The sequence below is a fragment of the Atopobium sp. oral taxon 810 str. F0209 genome (assembly GCF_000466405.1).
Lineage (GTDB): Bacteria > Actinomycetota > Coriobacteriia > Coriobacteriales > Atopobiaceae > Olegusella.
Map to the genome: position 1 here is coordinate 108646 of NZ_KE952935.1, position 22247 is coordinate 130892.

At 49.5% G+C, this 22247-nt stretch carries 13 protein-coding genes and 3 tRNA genes; 9 read left to right on the forward strand and 7 right to left on the reverse strand.

What is annotated here, in order from left to right:
• Nucleotides 1-77: 77 nt before the first annotated feature.
• The 9 genes from HMPREF9069_RS08745 (at nucleotide 78) to HMPREF9069_RS01195 (ending at nucleotide 13389) form a co-directional block, all read left to right on the forward strand.
• Complete coding sequence (locus HMPREF9069_RS08745) at nucleotides 78-3713, forward strand: midas domain-containing protein (protein WP_021625262.1); 3636 nt, start codon at nucleotides 78-80, stop codon at nucleotides 3711-3713.
• Nucleotides 3714-4216: 503 nt separating this feature from the next.
• A tRNA-Gly gene (locus HMPREF9069_RS01160) sits at nucleotides 4217-4291 on the forward strand.
• Nucleotides 4292-4405: 114 nt separating this feature from the next.
• On the forward strand, nucleotides 4406-5689 hold the full coding sequence (locus HMPREF9069_RS01165; protein ID WP_021625264.1) for an aminopeptidase: 1284 nt from the start codon (nucleotides 4406-4408) through the stop codon (nucleotides 5687-5689).
• 28 nt (nucleotides 5690-5717) lie between these two features.
• Nucleotides 5718-6953, forward strand: a complete 1236-nt coding sequence (gene pepT, locus HMPREF9069_RS01170; RefSeq protein WP_035437931.1) for a peptidase T — start codon at nucleotides 5718-5720, stop codon at nucleotides 6951-6953.
• A gap of 92 nt (nucleotides 6954-7045) precedes the next feature.
• Nucleotides 7046-7121: transfer RNA gene (locus HMPREF9069_RS01175), tRNA-Lys, on the forward strand.
• A gap of 1251 nt (nucleotides 7122-8372) precedes the next feature.
• A complete protein-coding gene (gene purB / locus HMPREF9069_RS01180; protein WP_035437933.1) occupies nucleotides 8373-9716 on the forward strand; it encodes an adenylosuccinate lyase in 1344 nt (447 codons plus the stop codon).
• 24 nt (nucleotides 9717-9740) lie between these two features.
• Complete coding sequence (locus tag HMPREF9069_RS01185) at nucleotides 9741-10973, forward strand: hypothetical protein (protein WP_021625267.1); 1233 nt, start codon at nucleotides 9741-9743, stop codon at nucleotides 10971-10973.
• A 181-nt stretch (nucleotides 10974-11154) separates the two neighbouring features.
• Nucleotides 11155-11877: a response regulator transcription factor gene (locus tag HMPREF9069_RS01190; protein ID WP_021625268.1), complete on the forward strand. Its 723-nt coding sequence runs from the start codon at nucleotides 11155-11157 to the stop codon at nucleotides 11875-11877.
• A gap of 159 nt (nucleotides 11878-12036) precedes the next feature.
• The gene (locus HMPREF9069_RS01195; RefSeq protein ID WP_021625269.1) at nucleotides 12037-13389 is read left to right on the forward strand and encodes a sensor histidine kinase; all 1353 of its coding nucleotides are present in this window, start codon (nucleotides 12037-12039) and stop codon (nucleotides 13387-13389) included.
• Nucleotides 13390-13785: 396 nt separating this feature from the next.
• Here the strand turns inward: HMPREF9069_RS01195 and HMPREF9069_RS01200 are convergent.
• The 7 genes from HMPREF9069_RS01200 to HMPREF9069_RS01230 form a co-directional block, all read right to left on the reverse strand.
• Nucleotides 13786-13861 (reverse strand) — tRNA-Arg (locus tag HMPREF9069_RS01200).
• A 66-nt stretch (nucleotides 13862-13927) separates the two neighbouring features.
• Nucleotides 13928-14602 (reverse strand): hypothetical protein, encoded by a 675-nt coding sequence (locus HMPREF9069_RS01205; protein WP_021625270.1) that lies wholly within the window; start codon nucleotides 14600-14602, stop codon nucleotides 13928-13930.
• On the reverse strand, nucleotides 14589-15485 hold the full coding sequence (locus HMPREF9069_RS01210; protein WP_021625271.1) for a phosphoribosylaminoimidazolesuccinocarboxamide synthase: 897 nt from the start codon (nucleotides 15483-15485) through the stop codon (nucleotides 14589-14591). The genes HMPREF9069_RS01205 and HMPREF9069_RS01210 overlap by 14 nt, the downstream gene beginning before the upstream one ends.
• A gap of 111 nt (nucleotides 15486-15596) precedes the next feature.
• Nucleotides 15597-17528, reverse strand: coding sequence for a Stk1 family PASTA domain-containing Ser/Thr kinase (gene pknB, locus HMPREF9069_RS01215; protein WP_021625272.1), 1932 nt, complete (start codon nucleotides 17526-17528; stop codon nucleotides 15597-15599).
• A gap of 96 nt (nucleotides 17529-17624) precedes the next feature.
• Complete coding sequence (locus tag HMPREF9069_RS01220; protein ID WP_021625273.1) at nucleotides 17625-20498, reverse strand: FtsW/RodA/SpoVE family cell cycle protein; 2874 nt, start codon at nucleotides 20496-20498, stop codon at nucleotides 17625-17627.
• A gap of 2 nt (nucleotides 20499-20500) precedes the next feature.
• The gene (locus tag HMPREF9069_RS01225) at nucleotides 20501-21742 is read right to left on the reverse strand and encodes a Stp1/IreP family PP2C-type Ser/Thr phosphatase (RefSeq protein WP_232204014.1); all 1242 of its coding nucleotides are present in this window, start codon (nucleotides 21740-21742) and stop codon (nucleotides 20501-20503) included.
• A gap of 90 nt (nucleotides 21743-21832) precedes the next feature.
• Complete coding sequence (locus HMPREF9069_RS01230) at nucleotides 21833-22246, reverse strand: FHA domain-containing protein (protein ID WP_021625275.1); 414 nt, start codon at nucleotides 22244-22246, stop codon at nucleotides 21833-21835.
• Between the last annotated feature and the right edge of the window lies 1 nt (nucleotide 22247).

Sequence of the window (22247 nt, forward strand, 5' to 3'; positions counted from 1 at the left end):
GCAAGGGGAGGTTTTCCTGTGTAAGACGTATAATTTGAGCATCAATGTGTATTCGTCACCCACAAAGGATGAGCAGTATGTCAACTTCGCGCGATTATCTGGAGTATCTAAACCAAAAGGTCGATATCGCCCCAGTAAACAGTGAAGAAGAGTATCAGGCCGCTAGTACTATTGAGTCTTTGATGCAAAGTCACGGCCTTGAAACACGTATGCAGGATTTTGAGGCGCCCGGCCTTGGAAAGCTGCCATACCGTGTAGTGGGTATTTTACTGTTTATCGGTGTCTTTTTGTCGGGTTTGTTGGGTACACCAGCAATGGTCGTGGGTATTCTTCTAGCTCTGGCTGCATTTGTTTTGCTTGCCCTAAATCATGCAGGTATTGTTGATTTGCTGGGTGGCTTGGGCGGCAAGATTCAAAGTCAGAACGTCATTGGTATTCACCGTGCCACAGGTCCGCTGGTAGTCAAAGGCAATCGTCCTATTGTGATTGTTGCCCACTACGATACGCCTCGTGAGAACCTACTGAGCAATGAGCCTTTTGCGCGTTGGCAGTCCTTGCTACGCAAGTATTCCCCTCAAGCAAGTTGCCTCGCGGTGTTTTTTGGCGTGGTGCAATCCTTTGGTTTTATTCCTTCTGCTGCGCGTCACATTATGTGGGTCATTGCAATTATTTGTGCATTGCCACTGTTGATGATTGGCGTTGCCGATTTGCAACAACGCTTTGCTCCTTGTACAGAAGGCAGCAATGACAACAAATCTGGTGTAGCTGCCCTTCTTGGCGTGATGTCTATGGTGCATCCTGGCGATGATGAGGCAACGGGCTATGGTGAGCAGCGCGAGCAGCGCGATCGTGAGGCTGCTGAGCGTGCACGGATCGCAGCTGAGGAAGCCGCCGCCGCAGAAGAAGCTGCTCGCAAGGCAGCCGAAGAAGAGGCGCGTCTACAAGCAGAGGCTGAGGCTGCAGAAGCCGAAGCTATGACTGCTGAGGAAGAACGTGCAACTGCTGCTCAGGAAGAAGCAGCCCAAGCCGCTGTAGCTGCTGGTGTTGTAGTTGGTACGGATGTCGCTGCTGCAGCTGATGTCGATGATGAAGATGTTGAATACGATGATGAGTACGACGAAGACGAGTACCTTGATGCCGAACCCGTAGAGGGTGAGGAACTTGAGGGCGAATCTGAATATACCAATGAGTTTGAAGAGCAGGAACCTGAAGAAGGGCCTGTGGATTTTGAGACTGAAACTACTGAGGATAATGAAGAAGCAGATTACTCTGCCGAGCCAAACGATTCTGACGAGCCAGTGTCTGTAGCGGAAGACGCAGAGGAGCTTCCCGCAAAAGAAGCCAAAGATTTTGAAGAGCCATCCATGGAGGCTCCAGAGGAACCTGCGTCTAAACCTACGTCTGCAAAGCCTGCGACTCCTATTGAGCATCTCTACGAAGAACCGATTTCGGCTGCTCGAGTTGTGACACGCAAAGCAAAGAATGAAGAAGTGCTTGGAGTCCGGCATGGTCAGGAGACTCTCGAAGCGCTGCACATTCTGCCTGCGAGTTGCGAGATTATTTATAAGCTGCCCGAGATGGTTGAGAATAACAACGATGAGGACAAGCAGGAGGAGGAAGTCGCTACCGACGCACTTTCCTATCAAGATGCGGAAGAGTCCTACGAAGAACAAGAATCCGATGCTGAGGTATATGACGACGAGTATTACGACGAAGAAGAAGATGGTTATCTCGTGCCCGATGAAGTCCAGCCGCAAGGTATGGGCGCTCGTATTCAGGGATTCTTTGCACGTATAAAGGATAGTATTTCTGCTCACAGATCTGTTGAGCCCGAGCAATATGAAGAAGAGCTGGGCTATGAGGACGCTCCTATAGATGAGGAAGAGTACATTCAGGATAGCAATGAGGCGGCTGAAGATGATTACGCTGAGGATAGCTATCCTGATGAAGACCTTGGATCAGAGGAAGATTTTGATTCTAGCGACAATGAATACTCTGATGACGAAGAACTCGAACCTGTGACAGATCAGCGTGAAGAGGACGAATACGACGAGTATCAATATCTCGATGCCATTATCGAGGAAGAAATTCCTGAAGATGAGGATGTTATTGAAGAAACAGCGCCTGAACAAGGCGACGAGGCTTCCGATGAGTCTGTTGACACTATCGATGAAGTAGATGAAGAAGCCACAGACGAGGCAAGTGAAGAAGACGCTGCTGGGGAAGAGACCGAAGAGTCTTTGTGGACAGATGCACCTGATACTTCTGCTATTCGGCCTCCCCGTGAAGTCCTAGCTGAGCTTGATGTGGAGTCTACACAGGCTTCCGAGGTGGCATCCGAATCTGAGGCTGGGTCCGAAACTGAACTCGAATCCACATCCGCTGAAGCAACTAGTTTCTCTGTAAAATCAGAGAATGCGCTGTCCTCTGCTGAGATTGAATCTACAGTAGCTGAGTTCGATGCCGAAGAGGCCTCTATGGAGACCCGCGCGATGCCGCGCATCCAAGAAGATGCTGATGGTACTCTGCCGTTTATTCCTTTAGGTCAGTTGGCAAATGGCCAAGAAGTTGACGAGCATGCTGATACCAAAGACCCGTCGGGTTTGGATACCTTAGCCACAGATGAGACCGTTGTTTCTTCCAGGTTGCCTGATGTGCAGCCCGAACCTGCAGCCCTTGATGATCCTGACTGGGGTAAATCTAATTTCAGGCCACCTGTAAGTAGTGTGGCTCGTCGTGCCGTTCTTTTTGATTTGCCTGATCCTTCGGGTGATGAGGACGATGTTGATCCTTTAGGTGATGAGCTTGAGTCCACCGCAAAGACATCTCGTCGTCGTATGAGTGAGGCTGGCCAGCAGGCTCGCGCAGCGATTGATGCTGCCGCTCAACGTACGAGTGAAGCGCACGTAGACGCGCAGGAGGAGGATGTTGCGCCTCAATCATTAACAACTCTGCATGCCCCATCACCTCAGGATGAGAAGCCTAAAAACAAGCGTCGTCGCGGCTTATTCCACCGCGGCAACAAAGCCGAAGAAGAGCCCGAATCTTTAGGTGACTGGCTAGGCGTTGGTGATGATTACGATGCCAAGAAGGATGGCCGCGCTATCGGCAGCTGGGAACATTTTGATGATGACGAAGGTGGCAAACCTCGCCCCAACAATAGTTGGAAGGGCGGCGCTACAAGGCGTGACGGCAAGCGTACCAACGAAGATGATGTTCGGGTACAAGAAGAGCTTCGCGATAGCATTTTGGCTATGGGTGATGACGAACTGCTCGCCCATGACATCTGGTTTGTGGCATTGGGTGGTTCGTATGCAGACCATGCGGGTATGAAAGCCTTCCTTGCAGAAAATCGTCGCAATGCGCGTGGTTCCTTTGTCATTAATCTCTCTTGTGTTGGTGATGGAGAGTTGACGCTGCTGACTGAAGAAGGTCAGGTAAATTCCCGCAAAGCCGATCGCCGTCTTGCGCGTCTCATTGGTCAGATTGCCGACGATCTTCACATTGAGCTTGGTCGCACCAAGCACGACTGGGAGGATACTGACGCCACGCCTGCCATGCGTGCAAGGATGCGTGCTGCAACCATTTGTGGCCTTACTCCTAATGGTGCCTTGGCACTTTCTCAGGTACCTGGTGATGATCCTGATGAGGTAGATCCCGCACAAGTCAATTCGGTTGCCGAGCTTGTTGCAGAGATTATCCGTAGATCATAAATATATGCAATTGTTAGTGTTGAGCTTTTAAGTGTTAGCGCGTTTTAACCTCCAAGCTCTTCGTTTGAGAGCTTGGAGGTTTATTAATGTCGCTAAACCTTGGAGGTTTATTAAGGTCGCCAAACAATAGGGTGCGCGCTCGACCAGCGTGTCCCACACCTAAATGTATGGCAGAGCTACACAGATCTCCTCCACGCAAGGTTGGTTTATAAAAAGGTAGACAAACTGTACTAAGTGTGCGTTTTTGTCGGCTTGATTTTCTTCTTCCACACTCGATAGCAATAAACATAGTCATTCTCCTTTTTGTTGAGGAGATGACTCTACACCTGCTAGCTTGGATTTAGCTTGGATGATAACTGCTTTCAACTGCACAAACGCTGGATAATAACTGGTGGCAGTCTGCAAACATCCAGCGCCAATCCCTGTAATTGACATGGCAATCACGTGCGTTTGGCCGAAAACTCGCGCGAGTTTCTCTCCCTGTGATAAAATCTCCACGCAATGCGGGCATCGCCAAGTGGTAAGGCAATGGCTTCCCAAGCCATCATCCGCGGGTTCGAATCCCGTTGCCCGCTCCATACATATCATCGGGCCCTTCGGGGCCTGTTTTGTGTCTAAGGTACCTAGGTTTTGGGGCACACTAGTAACGGAAAAAGAAGTATCGGAAAGCTAGTACAAGAGGGGAGAAGGAGATGCCTGATATCCCTATGACCTCGCAAGAGTGCAAGCGAGCAATCGAGGGTCTTTCGCACCAAATCGAAAATTATGCAAAACTTTTGGTTCGTGTGGGTTGTTCGATTAGGCCAGGTCAAGAGTTTGTGGTTTCTGCTCCTGTTGAGTGTGCTGACTTTGCTCGTCGTGTAGTTAAAGCGGGTTATGAGGCTGGTGCAGGTCACGTTACGGTGATTTGGGCTGATGATGCGATTACGCGTATGGAGTATGAAAACGTCGATATCTCCTGGTTTGAACACACACCCAGCTGGAAACGCGAGCAACTCAACAGCCTTGCCGAAGCGGGTGCGGCATTTCTTTTTCTTGAAGGCACTGATCCTGCAATATTGGCAGGTATAGACCCTGCAAAACCAGCCGCTGCGCACCGTTCGCGCAATCTTGAATGCAAATCATTCCGCGACGGCATGGACTTTGGTCGTAATGTGTGGTGTATTGCGGGTGTGCCTGTTGAGGCATGGGCAAAGAAGGTCTTCCCAGGGATGTCTGCTGAGGAGGCAGTCTATCACCTGTGGGTGGCAATTCTGTCCGTTGCTCGCTCTGATGGTAACGACCCTCAGGGTGCTTGGGAAACACACAACGCCACCTTTGAAAAGAACAAACGCCTGCTTAATACCGCAAAATACGATCGCCTGCGTTATCGTTCTTCTAACGGAACCAATTTAATTGTGGGCCTGAATCCAAATGGGATTTGGGAGGGCGGTGCAGGTCGCACCAAGGATGGCACGGTTTTCTTCCCCAATATTCCCACTGAGGAAGTCTTTACGACACCTGATCGCATGCGTGTTGATGGCATTGTGTACTCTGCATTGCCACTTGTCCATGCTGGCCAAATCGTGCGCGACTTCTGGTTGCGTTTTGAGACTGGTCGTGTTGTTGAGTTTGACGCTGCTGAGGGTAGAGAGGTACTTGAGCACATTATCAAGACGGATGAAGGTGCATGCCGACTGGGTGAGTGCGCGTTAATCTCCAAAAGCACGCCCATTAGGCAGTCAGGCTTGCTTTTCTATGACACGCTTTACGATGAGAACGCTAGCTGTCATCTTGCGTTGGGTATGGGCTTTCCCGAGTGTATCGAAGGTGGCCTTGAAATGGACAAAGATCAGCTTGTCGCCGCAGGCGTCAATCAAAGTGCAACTCACGTAGACTTTATGATTGGCTCTGACGACATGGATATTTGGGGTGTGAACAAAGATGGCTCTGAAACCCCCATCTTTGTTCATGGTCAATGGTCTTGGGAAAGCTAGAGTTACAACAATACTACGGAGGCGTGTTATGCGTGCCTATGAAAGGCTACTGAAATACGTAAGCTACCCCACTGGATCTAATCCTGAGGCGACTGAAGTGCCAAGCAACCCAGATGAGTTTATTTTTGCTCGCGATCTAGCCACAGAGATGGAAACCTTGGGTTTTGCACATGTTGGTGTAGATGAGCACTGTTACGTACGCGGCACTATTCCTGCGAATATCGAGAATTACGATGGTCCCGTCCTTGGTCTTGTTGTTCATATTGATGTGTCGAGTGCAGCTGCTTATACCGATATTAAGCCTCAGGTGATTCACTATACAGGTGGTGACCTCGTACAAGATGCCGAGAAAGCCTATGTGGTAAGTCGCGATGACTACCCCTTCCTGGCTCGCTATGAAGGGATGGATATTGTGACCTCCGATGGCACCACCTTACTCGGTGCCGATGATAAAGCAGGCGTGTCGGAGATCATGACTCTGGCCGAACAATTGCAGGCTGATCCCACCATTAAGCATGGCACCATTGAAGTGTGCTTTACTCCCGACGAAGAAATTGGTCGTGGCAGCGATTTCTTTAATATTGAGGGGTTTAATGCTGATGTGGCCTATACCGTTGATGGTGAGGCATTTGGTGAGGTGCAGGGCGAGACCTTCAACGCGTTGAGTGCGGTCGTGCGCATTAACGGCTTTAGCATCCATCCTGGTTCAGCGAAAAACATGATGAAGAATGCTTGTCGTATCGCCTGCGAGTTTGATGGTTTGATTCCTGATAGTGAAACCCCTGAGCATACCGAGGGTTATGAAGGTTTCTATCACCTGATCGAAATGAAGGGTGATGTTGAGCGGATGGATTTGGACTACATCATCCGCGACCATGATTTGGCTTTAGCACAGGGACGTGCTGAGCATATGCATAGAATCGCTGAGTTCCTCAATAGCAAATATGGTGAAGGCACAGTCGAGGTCAGCATTGAAGAATCCTACAGAAGTATGATTGAGATTATCAACGAACACCCACGCCTCTTAGAACTGCCTATTCAGATTTTGAAAGATATGGGAGTTGAGGCGGATACCAGTCCCATTCGTGGTGGTACTGATGGCGCAACTCTTTCCTTTAAGGGTTTGCCCTGCCCCAATCTCGGTGTTGGTGGCCATAATTTCCATGGTCGCAAAGAGTTCGCGGTTGTTCAGTCGATGGATTCTGTTGTTGAGTTGCTCGTTCGTTTGGTCCAAGCAATTGCCAATGAACCCAAGACTTTATAGTAGGTTTGCACGAAAAAAATTCATATCGAGCTACTTGTTCGTATCATAAAAGTCCGCGGCGTGGTAAAATCGCCACGCGTGGCAAAGCGCAAGGGTCGTTAGCTCAGTTGGTAGAGCAGGGGACTTTTAATCCCAAGGTCGTGGGTTCGATTCCCACACGACCCACCAGAAAGTACAAGGTCAGAGCTTCGGCTCTGACCTTTTTTATGTCCAAGTGACACGAAGTGGCAAATAGCGGCATATAGGAAAATGCGCGCCCGAGGCATATGTATAACCACTAAATGACCGATGAAAAAGACACTTTTCAGCACATGCAAGTTCACTATTTGGAGCACAGGTGGGATACCAACCACAAACACAACCACAGATGGTTCAAGTTTCGAAGTAAGCAAGCGTAAAACGCTGGTCATTTTTTTCGCAAGTCCGAAGGATGAACCATCTAGCGAAACGAACCATCTATCGAAATTTTGACAGCGCAGGAAAAGGGTCACTGTGCACCGCCCCACCCCAAAAGCCCCCTCGTTCATCGCCTACTTGGGAAAAGCCCATCGTTTATCCCACTCGCAAAGGGCTCTTATTTCATCATCCCACTTGCAAAGGGTTCCTTTTTTCACGTTTTGCTCCACAAAATGCCTGGTAAATTTTAGGTTGGTGGGGAATTATGAACCCAATTCACCGTCTGCTGATGAATTATGAACCGAATTCCGATGGAGCTGATGAATTGTGAACTCTTTTTGCATGTTGCAGGTCTGCACCGTACTACGTACCACGTTGCGAGGCTGTGCGTGGTCTGCTTCTTAACAACTTAGGGGTGTGTCAGAAGCTATCTCAGGCCCTGTGTAAGACACGTAATCAGACACACTTTTTCTATATGCCAAAACCCACTGAATTCCCTTAGAGTCTTGAGATTACAGAGGTTTGCTTCAATAAAAAGAAATGTATTCGAAAACATCCACACTATTATTGCAATATGTAACATTTGACCAGTTAATAAAATAAATAAGTGAATTGTATGCTTAATAGTGTGGATGTTTTTGCGGTCAAAAAATAAAAAATCGGTTTTCCAAGACCGTTATTTTGTCAGGTCAGGGCTGTAAGAATTAAAGCAGTTTTTAACCTTATGAGTAGAAGCACTAATAAATCTGCAGGTAAAAAGCGGTGTTTTCGAGCTAGATTTCTCTACCGTGAAGATAGGGCATTTTTCTTATTGCAGTATAAAATGTCGCAGAAGCTGCTTTGCGCCTCTTAAACGCGCTCTGAGCGCTTGGTTTTTTAGTTGGAATATCGCGTCGTACAAGCGAGATATGTATTGCCACTATATTCAAGCTGAGCTTTGCATATGGGATGTGCTGCTTTGTCTAGACTTTCCGTTTGCTGCGCTAGAATTGATACGCAGGTTACCTCGGTGAAAGGATGCAGATGATCGGTCGCTATGCCCGCCCTGAGATGGGAGACATCTTTGAACTTGAGAACAAGTATGCCATCTGGCAAGAAATCGAAGTGTTAGCCTGCGAAGCTCAGGCAGAGCTGGGCGAGACGGGTATTACACCCGAAGAAGCCGCCTATATCCGCGCCCATGCAAAATTTAATCGCGAAGAAGTAGATGCCATCGAGGCAGTTACCAACCACGATGTCATTGCATTTTTGACCAATATGGGTTCCTATATTGATGAAGAAATCCCCGAGGGTGAGCCAAAGCCTAGTCGTTGGGTTCACTTTGGAATGACAAGTTCCGATCTTGGTGATACTGCGCTTTGTTATCAGCTAACCCAAGCCACTGACCTGCTTATTGAAGACGTGCGTAAGTTGGGTGAGATTTGCCGCCACCGTGCGTTTGAAGAGCGAAATACCCTTTGCGTTGGACGTACCCACGGCATCCATGCTGAGCCAATGACTTTTGGTATGAAGTTTGGTAGCTGGGCGTGGGAACTTTATCGCGATTTACAGCGTTTGCAAGATGCGCGCGCCAACGTTGCTTTTGGTGCAATTAGCGGTGCCGTGGGTACTTACTCTTCTATTGACCCCTTCGTAGAACAGTATGTCTGTGAGCATCTTGGTCTTACCGCAGACCCCCTGTCCACTCAGGTGGTTAGTCGCGACCACCATGCATATCTTGCTGGTGTTCTTGCGACTACCGCAGCCACTTGTGAGCGCATTGCTACTGAGGTCCGAAACCTCCAAAAAACCGATACGCTTGAGGCGGAAGAGCCTTTCCGCAAGGGACAAAAAGGCAGTTCGGCTATGCCTCACAAGCGCAATCCTATTACGGTTGAGAAAGTGTGTGGTCTTAGCCGCATTGTCAAAGCAAACGCTCAGGTTGCCTTTGATAACGTTGCGCTTTGGCACGAGCGCGATATCTCACATAGCTCTGCCGAGCGTGTCGCAATGGCGGACTCTTTTATTGCGCTTGACCATATGTTCCAATGTCTCATTCGCATCATTGATGGCTTAATTTTGTATCCAGAGCAAATGAAGGCAAATCTCAACAAAACGCGTGGCCTCATCTACTCTTCCAAAGTTCTGCTTGCTTTTGTGGAGACTGGTATTACGCGCGAAGCCGCCTATGCCATTGTTCAGCGCAATGCTATGGATACGTGGCATGATGTGCAGCAGGTGCGCCAAGGCCCCAGTTTCCGCGAACGTCTTGAAGCTGATCCTGAGTGCACGTTGAGTGCGGAGCAGCTCGACTCAATCTTTGATCCAAGAGCATTTCTCAAGCGTTCAGACATCCTATTTGATCGTCTGGAAGATTTGAGCTTTTAGTTTTTCTGGTAAAAGGGGAAAGACATGCCTTTCAAAAAATGGCCTAGCATTACTCGCCGTGGCCTATTTAAAGCAACTGCGATCACAGGTGTGACTGCAGGAGCCATAAGCATTCTTGCTGGCTGTTCTCATCCCAGCGATGAGGATGCTGAAGCCCCTGTTGTCGTAGATAAAAACAAGGCTCACTATGTCATCAATCCTGAAACCAATGAAAGCGTCTACTCAGTTACTGACCTGCCAATTAGCGAGGACAAAACCTACAACCTTCCTCTAGGTAGTGTACTGCGTCCGGGCGATGGTGATTGGCTTGCGATGACTTCGGTGGGAACTACTTCAAAGCCTGCAATTTTGGGTGCAGCTCTCAGTGTATCTGCAGGTACTGTGTCCAACGTAGTTACTTCTACGGTAACAGGTGATACTCCGAGTATTGCAATTTTTGATGTGCGTTGTTCTGATTCGACATATGCTTGGGTCGAGATGGATTTGCTTACCAAGTCCTGGGCGCTCTATGCCGCGCCTTTTTCTAATGGTGAGCTTACTGGTACCAGCTCAACCTTATGGAAAGCAAACTCAAACTGGGATCCTCCTCGCATGGCGGTCGCCGGGGACAAGGTTATCTGGCAAGTTATGCCGTCCAAAACAGGCAATAAAACCACAGAGAATTCTCGCTGCTACTTATGGAAGCTCGGCTCATCTGAAGCTCGCGTGGTAGTTGAGTCTCCTGGCCGTTTTGCAACAGGCCCTGAGATTTCGGGTACTACCGTTACCATGTCGCTGCGCGTGCATGCATCCAAGGGAGTGTTTTACGGCATTACGGCATATTCCCTCGACGACAATCTCAAAACTGTCGTGGACCAGCTGGTTCTCCCTCAAAGTGTCAGTCCTATGTTTGCTGTGCGTATAGGCGAGAAATTTGTTTTCTCCATTGAGGCAAGCTATGCTGCAGGCGGTCTTCTTGCATCAATGGGTACCTATATTGGCGCAAGTGATGGACCTTTTGTCGTGTTACCGCGCGAGCCCGCTGCTGAGGTTGCGGGAAAAGACGGTCTCTACATTGTGAAGAGTCGTTCTTCTTACTTTGTTATCAATACGGAGAAGGAGCGCTACTCAACCCTATCTGCAGCGGATCGTACAGTAGACTACGGTGATTTTCCTGCTCGTGATGGAGAGTGCAAGACTTTCGTTAGCTTTGCAACGGTCAAAGATGCCACAACAGGTTATCCTGCGTCAGTTGAAGTGCGTACTTTTCAGCTTTAAATACAGCTAGCTTAAGCTGTTGCTTAGAAAAATCCGTAGGATTATCACTAAGGCATGTCTTTCCAGAAATACGCAGGCGTGCTAAAATATGTGGTGATTGTGTGGGTGTTTTGCGAAGATTGGCGCCTTGGACATGTTTATATAAACCGAGGCTTAACAAATTGAAACTAAGGAGAGCGACATGGCAGCTGATGAAAAGAGGATTCTACTCGTTGAGGATGAGAAGACCATTCGTGATGCTGTTGCGGCGTACCTTGAGCGCGAAGGCTATGCCGTACGCGGTGTTGGTGATGGTCAAAGTGCCCTTGAGGAATTTGAAAAGCATTCCTTTGATTTGATTGTGCTTGACTTGATGTTGCCCAAACTTTCAGGCGAGCGTGTTTGCCGTACCATTCGCGAGACCTCTAATGTGCCTATCATTATGTTGACGGCAAAGGGTGAGGTAGAGGACCGTATTATTGGTCTTGAGCTTGGTGCGGATGACTATCTGATTAAACCTTTCTCACCACGCGAGCTAGTTGCCCGCGTGCGCGCCTTGTTGCGTCGCGCTCATGCCGAGAATGAGCCCGCACTTGAGGTGCTTGACTTTGACGATTTAGTCATTGATATCACTGGTCACAAGGTGCTTGTTGACAATCAAGAAGTTGATCTGACGGCTTCTGAATTCAAGCTGCTTACCACACTTGCTCGCTTCCCTGGTCGCGTGTATACGCGCATGGAGCTGGTTGAAAAGGTTCTCGGCTATGATTTTGAGGGTTACGAGCGCACTATCGACTCTCATGTTAAGAATCTTCGTGCCAAGCTGGGAGACGACCCCCGCCACCCTCGTTGGCTCTACACCGTTCATGGTGTTGGATATAGGTTTGAGGCGCCAAGCAAGTCTGATGACGAGGCGGCGAACTAAGTTTTGTCCGACCTCTTTGATGTAGGCAGAGGTAATGAAAGCAGGTCCCATGAGGATTCGCGTCGTGGGACCTACAATACTATGCGTCCGGAACCACAATCACGCCCGTCAGGTTCATTTCAATTGCGCACAGCGGTCCTTTTTGCTGTCACAGCTATTATGACGGCGGTTGTGCTCTCGATGGTACTTGCCTATGTATGGGAGGATCAGTTCCAAGGTTACGCACGTAGTAATATGGAGCGCATTGTACGCTCTACAGCAGATACGCTTGGTGCCCACTATGACCAAGTGGGTGGCTGGAGTGCCGATTCAGAGAGTTTTGTCAAAACCATCGTTGGTGAATATGGGCAGATTGGTGTTTTGGTACAAGACTCTGCTGGGCGCAAAATTTATGACAGTGCTGACAAAGGCGATGGTAAAGCAGAACAAGAAAAAGTTGCCAAATCTTTGAGCGCTGTGACCGCAAAAGTGAAAGCCAGCAGTGGTCGCGAGGTGGGCACTGTTCGTATGTGGGCGAGAGACTCAAGCTCTTTGCTTACCGAGACGGACGCACGATTTCGTACAGATTCGTATAACGCAATTGTATGGGCGGCGCTGATTGCTGTGGCGATCGCCTTGGTTATGGGTGTGTTTTTCTCACGTTCGCTCGTGCGACCGATTAACCGCATTACCTCGACTGCGCGCCAAATTCGCAATGGCGATCTTACTGCGCGTACTAAGCTTTCGGGTGATGATGAGATTGGTCGCCTAGGTGAGACTTTTGATGAGATGGCAACAGGTCTTGAGCGTGATATCAAGCACGAGCGTCGTCTTACGGGAGATGTTGCCCACGAGCTGCGTACGCCTCTGATGGCAATTCAGGCTACGGTGGAGGCAATGCAAGATGGTGTGTTGCCTGCTGATGAAGAGCATCTGCAGACAGTGGATGATGAAGTGCGCCGACTGTCTCGTCTAGTTGATGCTATGCTCCATCTTTCGCGTCTTGAAAATGGTAAAACGCAATTCCATCCCGAGCACACTGATATTGTTTATCTGGTACGTAGTTTGGTATCGATGCAGGAGCGTCTCTTTGCTGGTAAGGGCCTACGTCTTGCTTTTGACGATAAGACGCCACATCACGAGCTTTATGCCGACGTAGATCCTGATGGTATTCGTGAGGCGATCACCAACCTTATGTCTAATGCTATGCGCTATACACCTGAAGGCGGTTGGGTGTTGGTGACTGTGGAATCTGACCACGATGACGTGCTGATTTCAGTGCGCGATACAGGTATTGGTATTGCCAAAGAAGAGATCCCCAGGACCTTCTCACGTTTTTGGCGTTCGGCCGCGGGGCGCGAGCGCGCCTCGGGAGGTCTAGGCGTTGGGCTTGCTATTACCAAAGGCATCATTGACCTACACAATGGCACCATTTCTGTGAAATCCGAGTTGGGGCATGGCACCACTTTTACCATGCGCATTCCCACTGATCAGTCTCGTCATGGTCGCAAGCAGGATTCCACCGAGGAATAGGAACTTCCACTAAGGAATGGGAACGCTCCACTAAGGAATAGAAACGCCACAAAAGGGTGCTTTATGAACCCGTTGTACTTCATTTGTTGCAAACGGTTCAAAACCGTACTAAACGGCTGAAGAATGCCCAGGTAAAAATTGTCGCAAGGGTGCTTTCTGAACCGTCTGTGAGCTCTTTTATGCAGAGGGTTCAAAAGCGTCGTTTTGCTCGCGTATTTTCGCAGATAAATTTTCTTCTGAGGGTGCATATTGAACCGTCTGTGGGCAAAAGGGTGCATATTGAACCCGATGCAAGTAAAAGGATGCGTTGCGGGCGCATTGTGAACCGCCTGCAGAGCAAGGTGTGCATTACAAGAAAAAGCAGGCCAGACGCGTTGTCTGACCTGCTGTATGTGCTGGTGACCCCGGGCGGATTCGAACCGTCGACACCAGGTTTAGGAAACCTGTGCTCTATCCCCTGAGCTACGGGGCCGTGCGTAAGGGTCATTTTATCACCTGTTGGCAAGCAATGCCGCCACGGCTTTGACCCAAATGAGAACTACTTTGCGTCTTTATCCTTCTTGTCACGCGTAGACTTCTTGGGAGTGTCCTCATCAAGATGTGTAGCAGCATACTGCAAAACGCGCTTGTCTGACATGCGCGCGACTTCTGCATCGGCGGCATTGCGCATAGGACGTACAGAACGCCAGTCATAGATAAAGCCAGCAATAATCAGCGCGTAAGCAGATACCAGCGTAATCACACTTAGCGTGGCACCAAAACTACTTTTTTCGGCAGGGAAGAAGCGGCTCAACACCAAAGATAATATGGTCATGCCCATGCCGCCGCCAAGCAGAACCCACCAAATATGCTGACTACGCTTATAAGAAGCGTGACCATTCAAGATGGATCGAGCAACACGCGTGCGAGCATCAGCGATGTTGCGCTGACGGCGACGCTCGGCCTTTTGCTCTTCTTTGGTCATCTCGGACTGAGCTTTTCCAGTTTTACCGAGTTTGTAATCCTCAGAAGATACAACGCGGACTGTGGCGGCAGCCTCGCGGCTGGGCTTAGCACGAGCAGCTGAACTCTTGTATTGACCAACGCTGCTTTTCTTTACCGCGGGATCATCTTCTTGCTGATCTGCTTTTGTGTCGGTTGCGGTCTTGGCGAAGGGATTGCCGTTGAGTGCAGCTTCTTCGCGCGCGCCGGCTAAAGTATCACGCAGTGACATGAGTCTCCTTCATGGGGGTAAAACTTTCGCCAGTAATAATCTGGTATGCCTCTTGATAACGCTTAGAGGTGCCCTCAATCACCTTAGCGGGGAGGTGAGGGGGCTCACCAGTCATATCCCAGTTGGCACGCAGCCAATCACGGACGTACTGCTTGTCATAGCTTGGCTGAATACTACCAGCAGCATAACCCTCAGCAAGCCAGAAGCGACTAGAGTCAGGGGTAAGGCATTCATCAATTAATGTAAGTTGGCCATCAATCAGACCAAACTCAAACTTGGTATCAGCAATAATGATGCCGCGTGTTAAAGCATATTCGGCAGCAGCACGATACAGCGCCAATGAAGCATCACGAAGCTGGGTTGCCATCTCTTTGCCGACGATTTCTGCGCAGCGTTCAAACGAGATATTTTCGTCATGGTCGCCAATGGCGGCTTTGGTAGAGGGGGTAAAGATAGGCTCAGGTAGTTGAGAAGCTTCGACAAGACCTTCGGGTAACTTAATACCGCAAACTGTGCAGTCCTGATCGTAGGTCTTTTTACCAGAACCCGTGAGATAGCCACGTACGATGCACTCAATAGGCAAAGGCTGTGCTTTTTGAACAAGCATAGAACGGCCAGCAAGATAATCTATATACCCCGCATATTCATCGGGCAGCGCAACAGGATCAATCGAAACCATGTGATTGGGAACCAAATCCTGAAAACGCTTAAACCAAAATGCCGAAATGCGGGTAAGAATTTCACCTTTGTAAGGAATCTCGTCAGGCAAGATAAAGTCATAAGCACTGATGCGGTCACTTGCGACCATGAGTAACTTATCACCGCAATCATAGATGTCGCGTACTTTACCTTGGGAGTCGGGACGCATATCCATCGATTCCATGTGAAGGTCTCCTTAATGCTTCAGGCGTAAGTCATCGTAATTTACGCACCGCATGTCGCACAAACGCGCTGATTATACGAGAAAAGAGCGCAGAGTTTGTGAGTCATTTATCTACTGTGAAGAGTTATCACTTTGAGCTGGTCCGGTAGAAACGGTGATGGTGATGGTAGAGCCTACAGAAGCACTACGGCCACCTCCCGGACTCTGTGATATAACCGTACCCTTCTCTACGTTTGAGCTAGATGCGGTCTCTACACTGACCTCAAACCCCACATCGCTCAGAGCACTCTGAGCTTCTTCTTGAGTAAAGCCTACGACAGATGGAACATCGATAGAGGAGGGGCCAGAGGAAATAGTAATAACAATCGTTGAACCCTTATCAGCTTTTCCGGTGGCAGACTGACGGAAAACAACACCCTTAGTAACCTCGTCAGAAGCTTCTTCGCGCACGTCTACCTTAAAGCCCGCGTTGTTTAAAGTTGCAGTTGCATTGTCTTGATCCATACCAGTTACATCAGGCACTTTGACCGATTCGACACCCAAAGAAAGCTGGTAGGTAACACTATCGCCGGCTTTTGCAGCAGTGCCTGGTTTGGGATCTTGAGAGACAACTTTGCCTGCTTCCACGTCGGGGGTGTACACGCCCTCACCAGCCTTTGCAATGAGACCCCTGCTAAGCAGAGCATCTTCGGCTTCCTTGGCAGTCATATTGCTAAGATCGGGAACAGAGACATCTTCAGCTGGCTTTTCGCCCTTAGAGATAGTGATATTAATTTCGGTATCTTTGGCAAATTGCTTGTTTGCGGCAGGATCTTGGCTCATGACGCGACCAGACTCGACAGTGTCGCTGTAGCCCTCACGAACCTCACCTACCTTAAACCAATTTGTGGACTCAATTGTCTCAATAGCATCTTTGCGCGAGAGGTTTGAGAGGTTGGGTACCGCCTTGGTTCCACCACCAGCAAAGATTGTGGTCCAAAGAATCGCGATAACAGCAATAACAAGTGCAATAGCACCCAGTACACCAAAGATAGTACGATGACTCTTTCGGCGCTCTTCGGCTTCTTGTTGTTCGCGTGCCAGCTCGGTGGCTGAGGTCTGGCGCGCACGCGCAGATGTGGTGCGTACAGGAGTTACACGTTGGGTAGCCGTAGCCGAAGGAGCACCAATCTGTGCAGTAGCTGCAGCGAGTGGTAATACAGCGGTTGCATTGTTGACTTCCTGAAGCCTACCTGCAAGATAGTCGTGCAATACACGTACCAACTCGTCGGCGCTCTGGAAACGCGCATCAGGATTTTTTTGCATGCACTTGAGAATGATGCCCTCAAGCGAAGGGTCAATCGCAGGATTGCGTTGGCTTGGTGGCTGAGGAGTTTCATTGACCTGCTTGAGTGCAACAGAAATCGCATCGTCTCCATCAAAAGGCACGCTACCTGTTGCGGCTTCGTACATAACAACGCCAAGTGAGTAGATATCCGTGGTGGGACCCAAAGGTTTGCCCTGGGTTTGTTCGGGCGATACGTAGTGAGCTGTGCCAAGAACAGAGTTATCGGTTGTAAGATGGCTGTTTTTTGCACGTGCAATACCAAAGTCCATGACCTTGATATTGCCATCAGGTTGCACCATGATATTTTGCGGCTTGATGTCGCGGTGAATGATATCGTGACGATGGGCTACAGAGAGAGCCTGTGCAATCTGTGAGCCAATCTGAGCAACCTTCTTGCCATCAAGGGCACCATGTCTACGGATACCGCTCTTGAGGTCAGTACCGCGTAAATACTCCATCACGATGTAATAGGTGTCGTTATCTTTACCCCAGTCGTACACCGAGACAATATAGGGGCTCTGCAAAGCTGCCGCAGCCTGAGCCTCCTGCTTAAAGCGAGCAGCAAAGGACGAGTCATTGGCATACTGCGGGAGCATTGTTTTGATAGCGACAGTACGGCCTAACACGCGGTCGAGACCGCGGTAAACAACCGCCATTCCACCTGCCCCAACCTTGTCCTGAACTTCATATCGTCCGCCGAGTGTCCTACCTGGCATTTGCAGCTCCTATCTTGCTCGCAGCACGTTTACTGCGTTCTTACATAATCTCATAAGCTTCGCTCGTTGAGTGCGAAGCTACGCTACTCACATAGATCAACTGGCACCCGCCGCTTGTACATTGAGACAAGCGGCAAGTACTTCTCCTGCCACAGTAGTGGCAACGCCGTGAACAGAATTATCATCGACCTGCTCAATGACTACCGAGATAGCAACAGTGGGATTTTTATAAGGAGCAAAACCGATAAACAGTGAGTTGGACCATTTGCCATTATTGGTTTCGGCGGTACCTGTTTTGCCGGCCACTTGGACTCCACGGATGGCAGCTCCGCCACCCGTACCTGACTCAACTACGCTTAACATTGCTTCTTTGAGCTGGTCGGCTGTAGAAGTAGAAAAGACCTTGCCGAGGGAAACCTGCTGAGTTTCAGAGGTGGTTGTGCCCTCGTTAGAAACAATGTGGTCAATAACATAGGGTTTCATAGCTTCGCCACCATTTGCAACTGCTGCTGCAAGCACAGCATTTTGCATCACGGTAGTGTAGGGGCCATTGTTGCCCTTGTGTTGTCCAACAGGCTGGCCTGCTGCTGCCCAAGCAGTTTCCCACTCAGACATATCGTCGACTGTGGGCATCGTAGAGGGCAAAGCCGAGAAGTCCTGACCAATAGAGCTGCCATAGCCAGCCGCCTGAGCATAGGAGATAAGATTTTTAGCCCCAATCTGGCTACCTATCTGTGCAAAGACAGTATTGGCAGAGTTTGCAAAGGCATCCTTCGCACTGAGAGACTCCCAGGAATTGTTTTCAAAGTTGGTTACTGCGGCTCCGCCAAAATCCATTGAAGCGGGAGCGGGATAGGAGGTTTCAAGCGTAGTGCGCTTGAGGTCAAGAGCGGCTCCCAGAGTGAGTGTTTTGAAAGTAGATCCTGGTGCATATAGTGCACAAGTGGTCCTGTCGACAAGAGGTGAATTCTTATCATCAGCTACGATATAACCACTTTGATCATACGAGTAGGTGGGTGAAGAAGCCTTTGCTAATACAGCGCCTGTTGAGGGATCGAGGACAACAATAGCACCCACATATCCGTCGAGTGCGCGTTCAGCTGCACGCTGCATTTGCGAATTAAGGGTAAGCACAACAGACGAGCCTGAGTTGGGTACTCCTGCCAACGAAAGCAGAGCGTTATGCAGGTTTGAAAAGTCCGCATCACCCTTGAGTGCATCATTTGCTGCTAGTTCGACACCAGTAATCTCTCCGGTGGAAACAAAGCCAACTGTATGTACCGCAAGAGAACCCTGAGGATGGTTGCGTTGGTAGCTACCATCGCCCTGCAAGACTGACTCTGCGAGTGTGACTCCATCGGAAGTCACAATAGAGCCACGTTGGACGCGGCGAGCTTTAAGTGCGGTATGGGTGTTGTATTGGTCGTGCTGTAGAGCTTCAGCATGAATGACTTGCACATAGGTGAGGTTTGCAATGAGTGCAGCAAACATCAGGGAAAACACGGAGACAATCACGGTAAGTCGCTTACCCAGCGCTACACGGCCAAGCACGCCAGATTCAGGTGTGAGCATGCCATAGCGTCCACGGGCGTGTGCACCATGCACTACTGCAGAGGCGGTGCGGGCACCGGTGAGGGCAGGATTTTTGCTGGTATTAAATTTAATTGAGTCAGAAGTTTCTACCTGGACACCATGTCCCGTACCTTCATCTCCTGCACGGAGCAAAAGACCAATAATGATAAAGCTGGCCAACAACGAGCTGCCGCCCTGGCTCATAAAAGGTAGGGTGACACCCGTAAGTGGCAACATTTTGGTGACGCCACCCACGATAACAAAGGCCTGAACAGCAATAGCGGCGGTAAGTCCTGCCGCGGTAAATGCGGAGACATCAGAGCGTGCACGCGCTGCGGTGGCAAGACCACGCACCGCCAGCAGCAAATAACAAATCAGCACAGCAGAGGCGCCCAGCAACCCCATCTCTTCTCCGATAGCGGAGAAAATAAAGTCAGATTGAACAAAAGTAACAGTCTTGGCTGCCAAGCCCTTGCCAATGCCTGTGCCTACCATGCCACCGTCTGCCAACGAGTAGAGCGATTGCAAAATTTGCATGCCGCTACCCCAGCGATCTTGGGTGGGGTCAAGCCACATATGTACACGAGTTTGTACGTGACCAAAAAACTTAAAGCAAAAGACACCGCCAATGGCGAGCAGTAGAAAGAAGAAAATGACGTAGCTTGGGCGTCCTGTGCAAACATAAAGCATGAGTACAAAGAAACTAAAGAAAAGCAAAGCGCTACCCAGATCGCGTTCAAAGACCACTACCAACAGCGAGATGCCCCACATGACCAACATAGGCGCCAACATGCGTGGGCGGGGAAGCGCAAGCGGTCCGATATGGCGCGTGGAAGCAGAGAGCATTTCTCGATTTTCTGCGAGATAAGCTGCAAGGAACAAGATGATGAGAATTTTTGCAAGCTCACCTGGTTGAAATGATAGAGGCCCCAAACGTAGCCAGAGGCGTGAGCCGTTGATTTCAGTACCAAAGATCATTGGAATAAGTAGCAGCACAATGCCTGCAATACCCAGCGTAAATTTGTATCCCGCCAGTTGATCGAGACTGGGTACAAAATAGAGCGTGGCTACCATTGCTGCAACCGAGACAAATAGCCATATAACTTGGCTGTTTGTTTGTCCTCCCGTGAGCCGCGACACAAAGGTGATACCAATGCCTGAAAGCACAAATACCAAAGGTAAAATTACGGGGTCTGCTGCAGGGGCAAGTCTGCGCACAGCAAGATGTGCGCCGGTAAAAGCAATAAGAAGCCCTAGCGGTACCGCAAATGCTGAGACACTCAGAGTAACCTTGTCAGAGACCAAATACATGGCATAAAGCAGACCTACAGGTACGGCAGCAAGTAGCAGTAATAGCAACTCTGTATTGCGCCTACCGTTGATTTTTTGTTCCCGCACCCTTATTCACCTGCCCCAGAAGTATTTGTATTGCTTGTCTTATTTCCCTCACCCAGAGGCACCGCGGGATTGTTGGGAGAAATACCTTCTTGTTCGACTTTCTCCTTGGTTTCCGCTGTTTGGTCGAGAGTCTTTGTAGTGCTTTCCATATAAGCATTTATCTTGGCGTAGGCATCTTTGTAACTTTCTGCTGCAACGCCCTCATGTTCCAAGCGAGTGCGCGTTGCCTCATCAGTAATTTCGGAGGTTTGTACATCTGAGGTTTCCACCCATTCATTGAGTGGGAAGCCAAAGACGTAGTCATTCCAACCTCGGTAAATAGCGATACGCCCATTATGATCTTTAAGGAAGTAAGACGAACGGATTATCAAAGTCATTGACGCTAACATCAACAGGACAAAGCCAAGAATAAAAGCAGCCACACGTAAGGCATGGCGTTTCTTTTTTGTCCAGCGCGCCTCTTCTAAACCATCGTCTTCGATATCTACTACCAAAACAGTAACGTTGTCATGGCCACCTGCAGAAAGCGCCTCAGCAACCAAGCTATCTGCAGCAGACTGAGGGGTGGCACAGGATACGGCAACCGCTTCAATTTTTGAATCTTCGATCATGGATGAAAGACCATCAGAACACAAAATCAGGCGGTCTCCCGTAGAAACATTGATGGTGAAGTGGTCGGCATACATATCAGGGTCAGAACCCAGCGCACGCGTGATAACCGAGCGCGAGGGGTGAACTCGTGCTTCGTCAGCAGTAATCTCACCCGCATCAACTAGCTCCTCAACGTAGGAGTGGTCGTGCGTGAGACGTACGAGTGTACCTGCATGCAAAAGATAAAGGCGCGAATCTCCCACATGTGCGATTGCCATTTTGTCACCAATAATAATGACGGAGGTGCAGGTAGAACCCATGCCAGGTTTGCCTTTACCCTCTTTGGCGCCATTGATAACAGCAAGATTTGCTGCTTCAACAGCAGCACCTAGGTACACATCATCCGCTTCAAGAGGCGCTTGTTCGGCAAGTGTCTGAGCAGCAATGGAGCTAGCCACCTCACCTGCGGCATGCCCGCCCATACCATCACAAACGGCAAACAATGGCGCACGAACAAGAAAAGAATCCTCATTATGGTCACGTACGAGACCAACGTCAGAGCGTACACCCCAAGACAAACGCGTTGTCGAGCCGGTGGCAGTTTGTGAATCTTCCCGCGAATCTAGGCAAAGCGTATCATGCCCTGGACTCATCACGGGAGCTTTTTTCTCTTTGGTGCTCCGGTGGAGTGAGGGTCGCTTTACCGAATTTTTTAGCAAGGATAGATTCATGAGGATATCTCGCTAGCGTCGGCTAATACGCATGATGGCATCGCCCACCTGTACCTCATCTTCGTCCCTGAGCGTAACGGGCTGGTCGACGGGGTGTCCATTTACAAGGGTGCCATTGGTTGATTGCAAATCTTCAAGTACCAAGGCAGGACCCTGGAGGGTATAACGCGCATGTGTAGCTGAAACAAATGGCTCATCAATTACGATATCGGATGAAGGTGAGCGCCCCATTACGACGGGTCCCAAGATATCCACACTGAGACCGCGTAGATTAGAAGGACCCTTCTCGACACTCACTGTCCAAATCGCAGCATCCTTGCGTTGTCCGCGTACAAGACCAATACCTGTCTTCATCGTGGTAAAGAGGAACAGGTAAAGGAAGGCGACAAGCAAAAGCCTGCCAACGAAAAGGGCAAGATCGATCATC